General features: G+C 60.2%; 10 protein-coding genes and 1 tRNA gene. 5 read left to right on the plus strand and 6 right to left on the minus strand.

Features of this window, described 5'->3' with window-relative positions; translation table 11 throughout:
* Positions 1-120: 120 nt before the first annotated feature.
* The 5 genes from EI290_RS03305 to nagB form a co-directional block, all read right to left on the minus strand.
* On the minus strand, positions 121-1,632 hold the full coding sequence (locus EI290_RS03305) for a SusD/RagB family nutrient-binding outer membrane lipoprotein (protein ID WP_125426667.1): 1,512 nt from the start codon (positions 1,630-1,632) through the stop codon (positions 121-123).
* A gap of 3 nt (positions 1,633-1,635) precedes the next feature.
* On the minus strand, positions 1,636-5,232 hold the full coding sequence (locus EI290_RS03310) for a SusC/RagA family TonB-linked outer membrane protein (protein ID WP_125426669.1): 3,597 nt from the start codon (positions 5,230-5,232) through the stop codon (positions 1,636-1,638).
* 75 nt (positions 5,233-5,307) lie between these two features.
* A complete protein-coding gene (locus tag EI290_RS03315) occupies positions 5,308-6,372 on the minus strand; it encodes a FecR family protein (protein WP_185816827.1) in 1,065 nt (354 codons plus the stop codon).
* A 59-nt stretch (positions 6,373-6,431) separates the two neighbouring features.
* Positions 6,432-7,121 carry an RNA polymerase sigma-70 factor gene (locus EI290_RS03320; protein WP_125426673.1) on the minus strand — a complete coding sequence of 230 codons (690 nt, stop codon included), beginning with the start codon at positions 7,119-7,121 and terminating at the stop codon, positions 6,432-6,434.
* A gap of 288 nt (positions 7,122-7,409) precedes the next feature.
* Complete coding sequence (gene nagB / locus EI290_RS03325; RefSeq protein ID WP_125426675.1) at positions 7,410-9,329, minus strand: glucosamine-6-phosphate deaminase; 1,920 nt, start codon at positions 9,327-9,329, stop codon at positions 7,410-7,412.
* Positions 9,330-9,705: 376 nt separating this feature from the next.
* Between nagB and EI290_RS03330 the strand changes: the two genes are divergently transcribed.
* Complete coding sequence (locus tag EI290_RS03330) at positions 9,706-10,077, plus strand: hypothetical protein (protein WP_125426677.1); 372 nt, start codon at positions 9,706-9,708, stop codon at positions 10,075-10,077.
* Positions 10,078-10,153: 76 nt separating this feature from the next.
* On the opposite strand, the gene EI290_RS03335 is transcribed toward EI290_RS03330, so the two are convergent.
* Positions 10,154-10,226, minus strand: a tRNA-Phe gene (locus tag EI290_RS03335).
* Positions 10,227-10,406: 180 nt separating this feature from the next.
* Here EI290_RS03335 and EI290_RS03340 point away from each other — a divergent pair.
* From EI290_RS03340 to EI290_RS03355, 4 genes are all read left to right on the plus strand, one after another.
* Positions 10,407-11,789, plus strand: a complete 1,383-nt coding sequence (locus tag EI290_RS03340; protein WP_125426679.1) for a 4Fe-4S dicluster domain-containing protein — start codon at positions 10,407-10,409, stop codon at positions 11,787-11,789.
* Positions 11,790-11,931: 142 nt separating this feature from the next.
* Positions 11,932-12,786 (plus strand): (Fe-S)-binding protein, encoded by an 855-nt coding sequence (locus EI290_RS03345; protein ID WP_125426767.1) that lies wholly within the window; start codon positions 11,932-11,934, stop codon positions 12,784-12,786.
* A gap of 152 nt (positions 12,787-12,938) precedes the next feature.
* Entirely contained in the window at positions 12,939-13,421 is a 483-nt protein-coding gene (locus tag EI290_RS03350; protein WP_125426681.1) for a hypothetical protein, read from the plus strand.
* Positions 13,422-13,536: 115 nt separating this feature from the next.
* Positions 13,537-15,468 (plus strand): OmpA family protein, encoded by a 1,932-nt coding sequence (locus EI290_RS03355; RefSeq protein WP_246008835.1) that lies wholly within the window; start codon positions 13,537-13,539, stop codon positions 15,466-15,468.
* Positions 15,469-16,083 lie beyond the last annotated feature (615 nt).

Below are 16,083 nucleotides of genomic sequence, written 5' to 3' on the forward strand. Positions count from 1 at the left end.
TACTGTTGCTACCGCATTGCACTCACTCAGATGGGTAATCGGGTAGGAATAAGGGTACCGTTTCAGGTATAAGACAGGGTAATAGTAGTTTCCCCCTAATCGGCCCCGAAAAAAATCCGGTTATTTATCCCACCATACCGGCGTTGTCATCAGATCGGGGCCCTGGCGGCTGACAGCCCGTTGGTAAGCCGCGCTGTTAAGGCGCTGCTCCACGGTGGGATAGCGGAGGCGCAATGGAACTGCGCCGCCGGTTTCGCCGGGGTTGGCGGCGGATCGTAGAACAGGAAAACCCGTACGGCGATACTCCGCGTAGGCCTCGAAACCGTTGTTACCGAAAAGTGACAGCCATTTTTGGGTAATAATCTGCTCCAGGGCCCGGCCGGGAGTGAACCGCACGGCCGGATCCTGCAGGTAGGCCCCCACCACGGCGGCATCAGTAATATCTACGAGTGCCAATGCCTCACGCACACCCTGGTAATACCATTGCTCTGCCGAGCCAGAGGTGTCCCAGCCGCGTAGGCAAGCCTCAGCCCGCAGAAAGCAAACCTCAGCGTAGGTCAGCAGGTGCTGGTCGTTGGTGGGAGTGAGGTAGCGCGGGCCGGCGCTGCTGTAGCGGGCGGGGTTGTATTCGGGCAGGGCCAGCTGCGTAGCCGACAAACCGTTGGCCAGCCCTATCCGGGCTGGATTGGTGGCGGATACGGGTCCCACCAGCACCGGAAGGCGGGGGTCGTGGTAGCGGGTAAGGTAGTCAACCAGCGTAGCGCTGATGCGGGAGTCGTTGAAGCCCAGCACCACTGACAGCGGATTCTGGTTGATGCGGATGCTGCCGCCCGTATTGTTCATAACAGCCGACTCTTGGCTGCTCTGCATCACCCCATCGGCCAGGGCAGCGCGGGCCTGCAGGCTGGCTAACAGGGGGCTGGCTTCCGAAAGACGCATGGCCATGCGCAGGCGTAGCGAGTTGGCAAACCGCTGCCAGCGCTGGTGGGCCAGGGCCGGGGTAGCTACCGGATTGGCCGCTCCGGCATTGGAATACAGCAGATCGGCGGCCCCAAACGTGAGCGGCTGCGTATCATCGAAGGCGGCGGCGGCTTGCTGCAACTCCTGCAACAGGCTGGTATAGATGGATTGCTGCGAATCATACGCGGGCTGAATTTCCGTTGCGGCTCCCTGGAAAGCCGCGGTGTACGGAACGTCGCCCCAATAATCGGTGATGCGCTGAAACAGAAACGCCCGCCAGATTCGGGCCATACTCAGGCGGTTTACCTGGGCCGGATCGGCCTGCACCCGCCCGATAACCTCTTGCACATCCATGCCATATCCGGTGTAAAACGTGGTCCAGAAGGTGGTGGCCCACTGGTCGTTGCTTTCGTACCGGTCGGTGTTGAAGTGGGGCGTAGAGTTGGCGAAATATTGCACCCACATATTGGCGTGCAGGTGCTCTCCTACCTGGAAGTCGTTGTCGTAGAGGCTGCCATACTTAAGAGCGCGGGCGAATAGCTGATCGGAGGTTGGCGTGCTGGTGCGGGTGGGGTCGGTGTTGATTTCCTCGAACCTGTCGGTGCAGGCCGGCAGCAGAGCCAGCAGCAGCGGAACGGTACGGCGCAACACAACAGACTGAACGGCAGGCATCAGTTAAAAATCGAGGGTAAGATGATAGCCCAGCGTGCGGCTGTTGGGGTATGCCCCCGACTCCAGCCCCTGGGCCCGGCTCAGGTTATACGCCGATTCGGGGTCGAAACCCTGGGTAGCCCGCGCCAGAAAAGCCAGATTCCGGGCTACTACCGCCACGCTGGCGCCCCGCAAGTGGCCCATCCGCGCCAGCCAGCCGGCCGGGAGCTGGTAGGTCAGCGTCAGCTCCCGTAGCTTCAGAAAGGAAGCGTCATACACAAACGGCTCCGATACAGTACCCAGCCGGGCCCAATACTGCTGGGGATTCACGTAGCGGCGGCTCGAAGAATAGGTGCCGTCGGGGTGGCGCTGCACGCCCTCAACCAGCAGCCCCCCGGTTGGCGTCCAGGCGGCCGGGCTAACCCCGGCGGCTTGCCGCGCCGTTTCGGAGGCGTACCATCCCGCGCGGCCCTCCAGCGTAGTGCGGGCCGTGCCGAACAGAGCGGCCTGCTGCTGCGACACGGAGTATATCTGCCCACCCCAGCGGCCATCCAGCAGCACGCCCAGCCGGAACTGCCGGTAGCGGACCTCGTTGTGCAGGCCCCCAAACCACTTGGGCTGAAAGCTACCCAGTCGCTCCGTGGTGGCCAGCGGCGGTAGAGGCAACCCGTCGGCTCCCACCAGCAGCTGCCCGCCGGGGCCGCGCTGCAGCCGGGTGCCATACAGGTCGCCGAAAGCCTGCCCGACCCGCGCTACCACGGCCACGTTGTTGGATTCGGTGCCCAGCTGGTACACGTCGGTGGGGCTGCCCAGGCTTACTACCTCCGAGCGGTTGGCGGCCCAGTTGAGGGTAGTTTGCCAGCTGAGGCCCCGCTCGGTACGCACAAGGTTGGCCGTAGCCGTTACCTCCACGCCCTGGTTCTGAATGTTGCCGGTGTTGATGAGCTGGGTACGGAAACCGGAGGAGGGTGCCACCTGCACGCTGATAACCTGGTTGTAGGTATTGTTGCGGTACACCGTCACGTCCAGGGTGGCGCGGCTCTGACCAAAGCGCATTTCGGAGCCCAGCTCCACCGAGCGGGTCACCTGGGGTTTCAGGCCGGTAGCGGCCAGCTGGTCCTGCAGGCTGGCAAAGGGCTGGCCCAGGTGGGAGCTGCCGACGCCCGGCGCCCCGGGCACGCCCGAGGTATTCACATCGTACTTGGTAGCCAGCTCGTAGGGGCCGGTGCCCTTACCCACCCGGGCCCAGGAAGCCCGCAGCTTACCCTGGGTCAGCCAGGCCGGCGTCCAGCTCAGCAACTCGGTGTACACGGCCGCCAACGAGGCACTCGGGTAGAAGTACGACCAGCTGCCCCGGGGTAGGGTCGAGTCCCAGTCGTTGCGGCCGGTGAGGTCCAGAAACACGGCGTTGCGGTACGCCACCTGCGCCCGGCCAAACACCGACTGCACCTCATAGTGGGAAAAGGCGTACACCGGCGTGCTGCTGGCCAGGTTGTCGAGGGTAAATACGTTGGGCGTAAGAAAGCCCTGGCCCGTAGTGCCCCGGGTTTCGAGGCGGGACTGCAACAGGTTGCCGAATGCCTGCGCCGTCAGGCTCCAATCGGGGGCAAGGCGGCGCTGCCCGTTCAGAATAAAGTCAACGTTATCCTCCCGTACCGTTTGCTCCGACCTGGACAGGCCGCCCCGGTCGGGTATGGCCGTGTTGTTCCAGGCCGTGTAGCTGGCATACTGGTAGCCCAGGGCCGTCCGGTACCGGTCGGTGCCGGCCCGCAGCTGTAGCCACAGCCAGTCCGTAAAATCGTAGCGCAGAGCCACCGAGCCGTTGAGCCGGTCCTGCTCGGTGAAATTGGTGTTCAGGTACGCCGCCCAGTAGGGGTTCTGGCGACTCGTATTCAGGAAGGCCGCCCCGATATCCTGGTTCCAGAGAATAGGCTGCAGCGTGAGCGGGTTGCGGTAAGGCTGCAAATCGGCCAGGTCCACACTGCGGGGCAGGTGCTGGAACTGCGTCATTACATTATCGGGGTGGGCCCCCAGTGTAGGCCGGTTGAAGCTGCGCGAGTGGATGTAGCTGGCCTTTACCTCAGTAGTCAGCCGGGGGGTGAAGGCTACGGAGCCCCGCACCGTGGCAAAGTTGCGGGCGAGGCGGCTGTTGGGGTAGGTACCCCGGTTGCGCAAATCGGCTACCGATACCCGCACGGTGCTGCGCCCATTGCCCGCCCACAGCGCCACCGTGTTGGCAGAGGTAAAACCCGTCCGGAAGAAATCCTGGGGGTTGTCGGGCTGCGGGTCGTAGGGTTTCACCTGTCCGTTCGAGTGCCGCACCAGCTGCCCCTGCATCCGGGGGCCCCAGCTCCCGATGGTTTCGCCGGCAGCCTCCAGCTGCGGGTAGCCCTCCGGGGTTACTACCAGGTTGCCGGCACTGTCCAGCAAAAAACGGCCTTGGGTGCCTTGCCCGTACTCGTTCTGGTAGTCAGTCAGCACCTGGGCCCGGTCGAAGGTAGTGTTGGAGCTGACGGTAACGCCCAGCCCCCGACGGCCCTTTTTGGTGGTGATAACCAGCACCCCGTTAGAGGCCCGGTTGCCGTACAGCGCCGCCGCGTTGCCGCCTTTCAGCACCGATAGGTTGTCAATATCATCGGGGTTAATGGTGGAAAGTCCGTCACCGGCGTCGTACCCGCCCAGGCGGGTGGCCTGGAGCGGACTCCGGTTGTCGATGGGCACTCCATCCACCACCACCAGGGGCCGACTGTCGCGGGTGAGCGAGGTATAGCCCCGGATGATGATGTTGGTGGAGCCCATGGGGCCGGAGCCGGTACGGCTCACGTGCACCCCGGCCAGCTTCCCGCTCACCGAGTTGATAAAGTTCGGCTCCCGGGCCTCCACCAGCTGGGTGCCGGTCAGCGTCTGCACGGCGTAGCCCAGGACTTTGCGCTCCTGCGCCAGCCCGAAACCCGTTACCACCACTTCCTGCAGGCTGCGGGTATCGGCCCGGAGCGCAACCTCCACCGCGGTACCACGGTCGGGCCTGATTTCCTGCCCGATAAACCCCAGGGAGCTGACCACCAGCACGGTATCGGCGGGGCCCAGTGCCAGGCGGAACGTGCCTTCCGCTGAAGCGGCCGTGCCCCGCTGGGTGCCTCGCACCACAATGCTGGCCCCGGGCAAGGCCAGGTTGGTTTCCGCCACCACCCGCCCTTCCAGTACCCGCGGGCCTTGCTCCGGGCGCGGCCGGGCAGCCGCCGGAGGTGGCAGGGGCGGGGCGGCTCCGGCGGCTGCCCGCCGCAGAATGATTTGCCGGCCCACCATCTGGTACTCCAGGCCCAGTGGTTGCAGCAGCTGGCGCAAAGCTACCTCAAGGGGTTGCTTGCTCAGGTCGAGGCTGGCGCGGAGGGTGCCGTTGAGGTGCTCGTTGCTGTACACAAACGTGTACTGGCTTTGTAGCTCCAGCTCCCGCAGAATTACCGGCACGGGCTGCTGCTGCATCCGCAACGAAACTACCGGGCCGGTAGGCTGGGCCCGGAGCTGGGTGCCCGCCGAAACGGCCAGCACCAGCGCGCCGCCCAGCAAGCCCGCAACCTGCCACTTGGGCAGCCAATAACGCGGGGGCGGGCACTTTATCACGGATAGCAGACGAATACGGAAAGCAATGTAGCCTTCCAATATACGCCAAATGCCCGTAAGCTAACCTGGCCTGCGCTACCGGCAACCCGGCCCCGTAATGCGTAGTTGCTTGGGGCTCAGCTCAAACCCGAAGCTGCCCGTCAGGGCGAGCAGGCGCACAACTTCCGGCAGGCTCTGGTGCTGGAAGCGGCCGGTGAGGCGGCAGGTGCGCAGGGCCTCGTTTTCCAGCACCACCGATGTGTTGTACTGCCGGGCCAGCGTGCGAGCCACCTCATCCAGGGGCGTCTGCTCAAATACCAACTCCCCCCGGTTCCAGGCGGTAACGTCCTGGCTGTTGGCTGGCTGCCGCCGCAGGGCCGCCGTGCGCTTCACAAACACGGCCTGCTGGTTGGGCGTCACGTAAAGCGTATCCTGGGAGGTAGCCGCCCCCCCAGCCCCAGCCCGGATGAAGGCCACCCGACCGGTAACCACGGCCGTTTCCACGGTAGGCTCTTCGGGGTACGCCTGCACGTTGAAGGAAGTGCCCAGCACCCGCACCTGCTGGCGGCCCACATGCACCGTAAAAGGCTGCTGGCGGCTGGGCATCACATCGAAGTAGGCTTCGCCCTGCAAATACACCTCCCGCTGCTGCCCGCCAAACTTCTTTGGGTACCACAAGTGGCTGTCGGCGTTCAGCCACACGGCCGTACCGTCGGCCAGCAGTACCTTGGCCGTGGCTCCCCGGGGCGTCACGTACTCGGTGTACGAAGGCGGAACTCCGGCCTCATTGGACAGTTGCTGCATCACCCCATATACTAAGGCCCCACCCACTACCGCCACCCCGGCCACCGCCGCCGCTGCCCGGCCGCGCCACCAGGGCGTTGCGGGAGCAAACGGAATAATCCGGGCTTCTTCAGGAACTGGAGGCGTACTGCCGGCGTCGGGCAGGCGGGGCAACAGGGCCTCCAGGGCGGCGGCCGTTTCGGCGGCAGTGGCCACCGGGCGCACCGGTAGGGTCCAGTAGTGTCGGATTGCCTCGTACGTCAGCTTTTCGGTAGCGGTGGCCTGGGCCAGCCAGGCCGTAAGCACTGCCTGTTCCTCCGGAAGCAGCTCGCCGGCCAGGTCTTTGCCAATAAGTTCGTGTATTGCCGAAAGCTCCATTATAGTATAGCTGAGGATAGTGTTGTGTATCTGATAGACACCAGCCTGGCGGGTTGCCCCTAAGCGGGCCGTAAAAAATACGGCCGCCGGGCTGGCAGCATCCGGGCAAGCAGCTGCCAGTACGCCAGAGGCAGCAACGGCCCCAGCCATACGGCCAGGCGCTGGCCGCCACCCGCACCGGGGCGGCCCTGCGGCAGGTGGTGTTGCAGCTCGGCGCTTATTTTTTTGATGGCAATGCCCATCTGCACTTCCACGGTTTTCACGGAAAGCTCCAGAATATCAGCTACCTCCCGGTATTTCAGCCCGTCTTCCCGAATCAGCCGAAAAATTGTCTGGCACTGGGGCGGCAGCTTCTGCACCGCCCGCTGAATCTCGTGGTACAGCTCCTGGGTCAGCAGAGTCCGCTCCGGCGTCATGTCCTCTACCTGCAGGGCAGCGGGCACTTCCTCCAGTTCCTGAGTAGGGTGATTTTCAGCTTTCTGGAGGTAGTTGAGCGCCTGGTTTTTGACGGCCACGTACAGGTAGCTGCTGATGTTCTGAATGGTGGGCAAAGAAGCCCGCTTGTGCCACACCTTCAGAAAAACGTCCGATACCACCTCCTCGGCCAGCTCCCGGCCGCGCACGTACCGCATGGCAAACCCCAGCAGCGGACTATGAAAGCGGGTGAAAAACAAAGCAAAGGCCTGCGGGTCGTCGGCAGTAGCCATGCGGTGCAGTAGGTCTTCGGTAGTGGGGGCCAGAATCTTCATGCAGCCGCTAAAGATAGCCGCCGCGCCGCATATCAGCCCTCCGGCCCTACCCACAGCAGCCGCGCTTAAAGCGGAAGGGGTATCCGAGAGCACCACAACCCGCTCAAGCACGGCTGCGACCAGACAAACCTGAAAAATGGAAAGGCAGGGCGGAATTGAAAGCCTGTCTGGTGATGAGAATACCGGGGCGTAGAATAAAAGGTCGCTTGCCTGGAGCTCAGGGTTGCGCCTGTTTCCTTCGTAAACACCGGTTTTCTCATTTACCCTTAATCGGCTTCCCGTGGGTACTTAAAAATGCCAGCGCACAAAGGCTTCAATACCCTCGTACTCAGGCAGCCCCAGCTGGTCGTAGAGGCGGGCGGTGGTGCGGTTTCGCTCCTCAGCCCGCTGCCAGAACTCGCGCTGGTCGGCCCCCGGAAACAGCGGCCGGTCCTTCTGGCTCTGGTGCTTGAAAATGGCGCGGCGCTTGCGCGTCAGTTCCTGGGGCGAAAGGGGCACGGCCATTTCAATCTGGTCCACGTCCCACTCCTGCCAGGCTCCCCGGTACAGCCACACCCGGCAGTCGGCCAGCCACGGTGCCTTCGCCGCTTTCAGGCGCCGGATGGCTTCAAAAATAGCCGTCAGGCACACCCGGTGGGTGCCGTGGGGGTCCGATAGGTCGCCGGCGGCATACACCTGCTGGGGCTGCACCTGGCTGAGCAAATCCATCGTCAGGCGGATATCTTCTTCCCCGATTGGCTTTTTCCGCACCCGGCCGGTTTCATAGAAAGGCAGGTCCTGAAAATGGATGTTCGAATCGGGCACTCCGGCGTAGCGGCAGGCACTCTTGGCCTCGCCCCGCCGGATCAGCCCTTTTATCTGCTGCACCTCCTCCGAGTCAACCTGGCCGGGCAGCTTGTTGCGCAGAAAGTCGGCCACGCGGTGATAAAGGGTTTCGGCGGGCTGGTCGTCGAGGCGGAACATGCTGTCATACTCGGCCACAAACTCCGCAAACCGGATGGCCTCGTCGTCAAACACGGCAATGTTGCCGGAGGTCTGGTAAGCCACGTGCACGTCGTGGCCCTGGTCCACGAGCCGCAGCAGCGTGCCGCCCATGCTTATTACATCGTCGTCGGGGTGGGGCGAGAAGATGAGCACCCGCTTCGGAAACGGTGCCGCCCGCTCGGGGCGGTCGGTGTCGTCGGCGTGGGGCTTGCCGCCGGGCCAGCCCGTAATGGTGCGCTGTAGCTGCCGGAATACCCGGATGTTGATATCGTAGGCCAGCCCCGATTCCGCCAGCAGTTCCGACAGGCCATTCTCGTTGTACTCTTCGTCGGTGAGCTTGAGAATGGGTTTTTGCAGGGTGCGGGCCAGCCACGTAACGGCCTTGCGCACCGTGGGCGCGTGCTGCCAGTCGAGGGCCCGGCCTACCAGCCAGGGCGTTTTTACCCGCGTCAGCTCGGCGCCGGCGGCTTCGTCCAGTATCACCCGCACGTTGGGGTGCTGCTGCAGGTAGGTGGCCGGCACCGAGTCGGTGGGCTCGCCCTCTACCATGCGCTTCACCACGGCCGCTTTGCCTTCTCCCCAGGCCAGCAGCACAATTTCGCGGGCTTCCAGAATGGTGCCCACGCCCATCGTAATGGCCCGGCGGGGCACGTTTTCTTCCCCATAAAAATCCGAAGCGGCATCGGTACGGGTAATGTGGTCGAGGGTAATCAGGCGGGTGCGGGAGGCCGCCCCCGAACCGGGCTCATTGAAGCCGATGTGGCCGGTGCGCCCAATGCCCAGCACCTGCAAATCAATACCGCCCGCCTCTCGGATCTGCTCCTCGTAGCGGCGGCAGAACTCCGCAACCTGTTCCTGGGGCCGGGTGCCATCCGGAATGTGCACGTTTTCGGGCCGCACATCAATATGGTCGAACAAATACTCGTGCATGAAGCGCACGTAGCTCTGCAACGAGTCGGGCTGCATGGGGTAATACTCGTCCAGGTTGAAGGTTACCACATTCCGGAAGCTCAGCCCTTCCTGCTGGTGCAACCGTACCAGTTCTTCGTACAAGCGGGTAGGAGTGGAGCCTGTGGCCAGCCCTAGTACGCAGGTGCGGTTTTCAGCCGCCCGCTGCCGGATCAGGTCGGCAATCTGCCGGGCTACGGCAATAGAGGCTAGTTCCGAATCGGGGTAGATGGTGGTGGCCAAACGCTCGGCACGGAGTTCAGTGGCAGTGTGCATAGGGTAGCTGGAAAGGTGGGAGGAAGGAATGGAGGGGGAAGTACATAGTTCCGCGCGACAAACTCCAGCTATTCCCCAAATTCTTTTCCAAAGCCCAGCTGTTTCACCCAAGCTGTTCTTGCCCCACGAGAAAATGCCGCTGGAGCATGTCACAATCGGCTGTTTTACTGCAGGGTGTGTATCCGGTACAATGGCCCTACCGGTCGGGTAGCCAACGTGTATCCGCGGCCGGGAGGCGTAAGTGCTGCTCGCCCCGGTGCCAGGCGTGTCACAAACCGGATGGAATATTCCTTTACGCCAGCGGCATTGCCCCGCACCTTGCACAAGGTGCTGCCGCCAGCAGTATCACTTTCCCTCACAGTTTTTCTGCCGGGCTATGCTTTGTACTGCTACTAAAGATGCTTACCTGTGTGAATTGGGGTTCACACGCATTTCCTTGTACCGCTCCTGGGACTATCCGGTTGGGAACGGTGAGGCTGCCTTCATTCCCATTACCGATGTGCGCTACCTCCACCAAACTGTTGCGGCCGACGGTACCCGCCTCTATGCCTACGCCTGGGTAGAGGAGCCAGGTATTCTGCTGACTACTGAGCGGCACATATCCGCGCTGGAGCATATCGTGGCAGAGTTGGAAACCGACGATTTTCAAGTGCTCAGCCAGCAAATCGACCGGTTTTTTCAGCGGCACGGCGGCCGCGGTGTACGCATTACCTCTGCCGTGCACTGTTCCCAGCCCATGCTGTCGTAAGCTCGTCCGGCGCTATTCGTGTACAAGCTTACGGTAAACAAAAAAGGCCTTCTGTGTAATACAGAAGGCCTTTTTGTGGTAATGGTTGGAATCGAACCAACGACACCAGCATTTTCAGTGCTGTGCTCTACCAACTGAGCTACATTACCAGCTCGTGGGCCCCCAGAGGCGGTGTAGCCGTTGGGGAGCACAAAAGTAGTAAAGGATTTGCAACCCGCAAGTGGTGATGCATTTTTTTTTCGCCGAGAGAAACTCTCCGCCCGGAAAGCTGTAATTTGTTATGCATAACGACTATATTTCGGCCTAAACCCAAACCTACCCATTTTCCCGTGCACTTCTCCATCCAAAACATTCTCTTCCTGCTGGTGGCGGTGGCAGGCTTCGGCCTGTTTGCCTGGCAGGCGCGGAAGATTCGGGCCAATATCCTCGTCGGGCGCGACCGGGACATGAGCGGCCATACCTCTGAGCGTCTCTGGAAAACCCTGTTGGTTGCCTTCGGCCAGCAGAAGATGTTCAAGCGCCTTACCCCGGCCATTCTGCACCTCATTGTCTACGTTGGCTTCATCGTTATCAATATTGAGGTGCTGGAAATTATGGTGGACGGCCTTTTTGGCACCCATCGGTTTCTACAGTTTCTGGGCCCGCTGTATTCGGCCCTCACCGGCACCAACGAGGTGCTGGGTGCCTTGGTAGTGCTGGCCGTGGTGGCATTCTGGTGGCGCCGCAACGTGGGCGTGGTGCGCCGGTTTACCGGCCCTGAGCTGCGGGCCTGGCCGAAATTGGATGCTAACGTAATTCTGTATGTGGAGGTGATTCTGATGGTAGCCTTGTTCCTGATGAACTCCGCCGACCTGAAGCTGCACCAGTTGGAAGGCAAGAACCTGCCCGGCGCGTTTCCCATCAGCCAGTTTCTCACGGGCCTGCTGCCCGACAGCCTCACGGCCCTGGTCGTACTGGAGCGCGTGGGCTGGTGGGCGCACATTGTGGGTATTCTGCTGTTTCTGAACTACCTGCCCAGCAGCAAGCACTTCCATATCATCATGGCCTTCCCCAATGTGTTCTACTCCCGGCTGGTGCCGCAGGGGCAGTTCTCAAACGTGGACAGCATTACCCACGAGGTGAAAGCCATGATGGACCCCAGCTATCAGGTGCCGGCCCCGGCCACCAACCCCGATGGCTCGGCGGCAGCTCCCACTCCCTTCGGGGCCAAAGACGTGGACGATTTGGCTTGGACCAACCTGCTCAATGCTTACTCCTGCACCGAGTGCGGCCGCTGCACCTCGGTGTGTCCGGCCAACCTCACCGGCAAGCTGCTCTCGCCCCGCAAAATCATCATGGATACCCGGGATAGGGTAGAGGAGAAGTACAACTCCCCGCTGATTTTCCACCCCAGCTTATACGGCCCGGAGGCCAAGCACACTCCCCAGGAGCAGTTCGATAAGGAAAACCACACCCTGCTGCGCGGCTATGTAACCCCCGAGGAGCTATGGGCCTGTACCACCTGCAACGCCTGCGTGGAAGCTTGCCCGGTGAACATCAACCCTCTGGAAAGCATCATCGAGATGCGCCGCTTCCTGGTGCTGGAAGAGTCGGCCGCGCCCAACTCCCTGAACGTAATGTTCAGCAACATTGAAAACAACGGCGCCCCCTGGGCCTTCTCGCCCTCCGACAGGTTCAACTGGGCCGACGACCTGTTCGTGGCGAAGAAATAAATCAAGTTGCTGGCTGCGGGTTGTTGATGAAATAAACCACGATGCCCTGCCGCTGGCGGCTACCTGACAACTGATAACTGACAACTGTCAACAAAATAGAATGGCTGAGCAAACTGCCAAACGCCCCGTATCTGTTCCACTGATGGCCGACTTGGCCGCCCGGGGTGAATCCCCGGAAGTACTGTTCTGGGTGGGCTGCGCCGGGGCCTTCGATGACCGGTACAAGCGCGTAACCCGCGCCTTCGTCCGCATTCTGGAACATGTAGGCGTGAGCTACGCCGTGCTGGGCATGGAAGAATCCTGCACCGGCGACCCGGCCAAGCGCGCCGGCAACGAGTTCCTGTTTCAGATGCAGGCCATGACCAACATTGCCACCCTCAACGGCTACGGCATTAAGAAAGTGGTTACGGCCTGCCCCCACTGCTTCAACACCATCAAAAACGAATACCCCGCCCTCGGCGGCGAGTATGAGGTAATTCACCACAGCACCTTCCTGCAGCAGCTCATCAACGAGGGCCGCGTGACGGCTAAAGGAGGCGAGTCGTTCAAGGGCCGCCGCATCACCTTCCACGACTCCTGCTACCTGGGCCGCGCCAACAACATCTACGAGGCTCCACGCGAAGTACTGGAGGTGCTGGATGCCGACCTGCTGGAAATGAAGCGTTGCAAAACCAACGGCCTTTGCTGCGGGGCTGGTGGGGCTCAGATGTGGAAAGAACCTGAGCCCGGCAAAAAAGACGTGAACATCGAGCGGGCCGAAGAAGCATTAGCCACTCTTGATGGCGACGCCGGCGTGCTGCTGAACCTGCAAGGCGTGGAAAGCACGGCCCCTGTATTGCCCGCCGGCTCCAACCGCGGGGGCAGCGTAATTGCCGTAGCCTGTCCCTTCTGCATGACCATGATGGCCGACGGCGTAAAGAACAAGGACCGGGAGCAGGATGTCCAGGTATTCGACTTGGCCGAACTCATTGCTTCTGCCGAAGGACTCAACGCTTAATGAGTAACTGGTTGTTAGTTGTTGCGCCAGCAGTATACGTTCGGCAGGCAACTAACAGCTCATACACAATCAGCCCCGCACCGGAACTTCCGGGCGGGGCTGTTTCTTTACCTATAAAAGAAATTCTCCCGGCTCCTGCTGGTCTCCTTTCTATGTACGTTCCCTTCACCGAATTGCCGCCTTCCGCCCGGCTCTGGATTTATCAGGCCAGCCGCCCTTTCACCGCAACCGAAGTGCAGGCGCTGCAGCCGGTGCTGCAGCAGTTTGCCACCAGCTGGACCAGCCACGGCCGTACGTTGGCTGCCTCGGCGGCCATCTTTCACCAGCAGTTTTTGGTCATTGGCTTAGATGAAGCCGTAGCCGATGCCAGCGGCTGTTCCATTGATGCGTCAGTACGGTTCGTGCAGGAACTTGAGCAGCAGGTGGGCATACAACTGCTCGAGAAGTCAAAGTTAGCTTTCGTACTCCAGGACCAGATTCAACTGCTCGACCGGCGGGAGTTAAAGCAGGCTATTGCATCCGGAGTGTTGCTTCCTACCACGCCCTATTTCGACAACACCATCGGCACGCAGGCTCAACTTCAGGCCGGCTGGCCGGTTCCGGCTGCTGCTACCTGGCTCACCCGATATTTTTAAAATGATGGAAAAACAGTCGGTTTGCCCTGAAAATTTGCATAATAGTAGTATTATTAGCACCAAGTTGGCCAAAATGAGGGCCAGCCATTCTGTTCAATCCCCCTTCCTTTCCTCTATGCGAAATTTTACTCTGTTGTGTGCCACTGTAGGTTCTGCTGCCGTGCTAAGCGGCTGTGCAGCTTCCGGCGGCATGAGTAAGGCCGATAAGCGTTTTGCTCGCGGTGAATACGAATCGGCTATTGCCCTCTATAAGGCCGATGTGGCCAAGGGGAAAAATGTCGCCATGGCCAATTACCGGTTAGCCGAATCGTACCGCTTATCGAACCGCATTGAGCAGGCCGAGTCGTATTATAAGGCAGCGGTAGATGGAGGTGTCAAAAATGCCGATGCCGGCTATTATTACGCCCAAGCACTGCGGGCCAACGGGAAGTTCGACGAAGCTGCCACGCAGTTTGAGAGCTATGCCCAGAATGGTGGCAACCGTACTCTGGCCGCCCGCGCTGAGGTAGAGGCTAAAAATGCCAAGTCTGCCAATAACATCGTAGCCATGCGCACCAACAATGAGGTGATGCCGCTCGATCAAATTAATACCCCGGCCGCCGAGTTCAGTACCACTCGTATCCCCGATACCAAGGAATTGGTATTTGCTTCTGGCCGTGAAGGCAAAGTCTACCTCGGCAATGGCGAAGGGTTCAATGACCTATACGCCATTAAATTCGACGACGACCAGAAAATGACGGGTGGCACGGTGCGTAAGCTCGACCCCATCATCAACTCCATCGACAAGCACGAGGCCAGCGCCACTTACTCGCCCGATGGCAAGATGATGGTGTTTGCCCGTTCCAACAACGGCTCCAAAAAAGGCTACCTGAGCGTTGACCTATGGGCCTCATATTACCGCAACGGTGCCTGGACGGAACCCGAAATCCTGCGTGGAGTGAACAGTAGCACTGCTGATGAGTTCTCGCCGGTATTTTCCCCCGATGGGCAGACGCTTTATTTTACGTCTACCCGCAAAGGTGGCCTCGGTGGCAACGACCTGTATAAATCCACTATGGAAAGCCCCGGACGGTTCTCTACTCCTGAGAATCTGGGCGACCAAGTCAATACTCCCAGTAACGAAAACTTTCCGGCCGTTGCCCCCGATGGCACCCTGTACTTTTCCTCCGATGGGCACCCTGGTTTGGGTAAGCTCGATATCTTTAAGGTAGAGAAAGGCAAGGTAGTCAACCTTGGAACCCCCATTAACAGCAACGGCGACGACTTCGCTCCTTTCTTTACCGATAAAAAGGCGGGCGTATTCTCCTCCAATCGTGCTGGCGGCAAGGGTTCCGACGACCTGTACATGTTCCGCGAGAAGCCCATCAAGCTCGTTACCTTCTATGCAGATGGTACACTGGTAGAGCGCAACGACAAAACGGGCGAAACCGCCCCAGTGGCTAACGAGGCTGTTACCCTCTATGACAGCAAAGGCCAGAAATTGCAGGAGGTAACAACCGGTGCCGATGGCAAATTCAGTATCAAACTAGATACTGCTGCTGCCAACTACTCCCTGATTTCCGACCGTGACGGCTACTTCACCGCTCGAAATTCACTCAGCACAGTTGGTCGTAAGCCCGCTCAGGATGCTTTGCCTGAGTTGATGAACGACGTGAAAGTGCCCGTAACCCTCACGCTTACCAAAATCGTGAAGAATAAGGCCATCGTTGTAGAGAACATCTTCTACGATTACGACAAAGCCGATATTCGCCCGGATGCTGCCATCGAGTTGGATAAGCTAGTGCAAACGCTCAACGATAACCCCAAAATCACCATTGAGCTAAGCTCCCATACGGACTCCCGAGGGAAAGACGCCTACAATATTACCCTCTCTCAAAAGCGTGCTGAGTCAGCAGTAGCCTATATCGTATCTAAAGGCATCGATAAATCACGCATTACCGCGAAGGGCTACGGCGAAACTCGCCCAGTACTCAAGAATGCCAAGACAGAAGATGAGTTCCAGAGGAACCGTCGCACTGAATTCAAGGTGACCAAGATTGCCGAATAAAGTCAAGTAACATCTATATAAGCAGGGCCCGATTCATACGTATGAATCGGGCCCTGCTTATATAGGCGTGGAGTAACTCCCTACTATATATACTATATAACGCAGAGCTGGCATCTCGCTTTCTGCCCCCCTTCCGGCCATAAATGCCTAATCCCATTCCTTACCTGCCGCTCTCGTATTGCTACTCCCTGTACAAGGTCAGTTATCCCAAAGCCCATTCACAAAACTAATGGCGCTGATTGTGTGGCAGAAAGGCAACTGAGGCGGGCCTTGAACGGATTTTTTTGGGCCTGGGGTTTGGAATTCCGGGGGCAACCGGCCACCTTTGCGCTCCCAATCCGAAACGCGGAGCGGGCCGCTGCCACCCTTGGGGCCACCAGCGCGCAGTTCCTGCCGGCCTCCCGGCGCCGTTTCGCCGTCCGCGTCTTTCCTGGCGAAAGAGCCGGTGAAAAAAAGTTGGCCCCTGGGGTTGCAAATGGCAATGAGAAGGTGCTACCTTTGCACCCCGCTTCAGCAGGAGGCGCTTGGCAGGAGTCGAGACCGAAAAACTTTTTTCGGTCTGGTTCTTGGAAAAAGGCAGAAAAACAGGTTACCTTTGCAGCCCGGTTTCGAACG

It is taken from the genome of Hymenobacter metallilatus, from assembly GCF_003944705.1.
In the GTDB taxonomy this organism is placed as follows: Bacteria; Bacteroidota; Bacteroidia; order Cytophagales; family Hymenobacteraceae; genus Hymenobacter; species Hymenobacter metallilatus.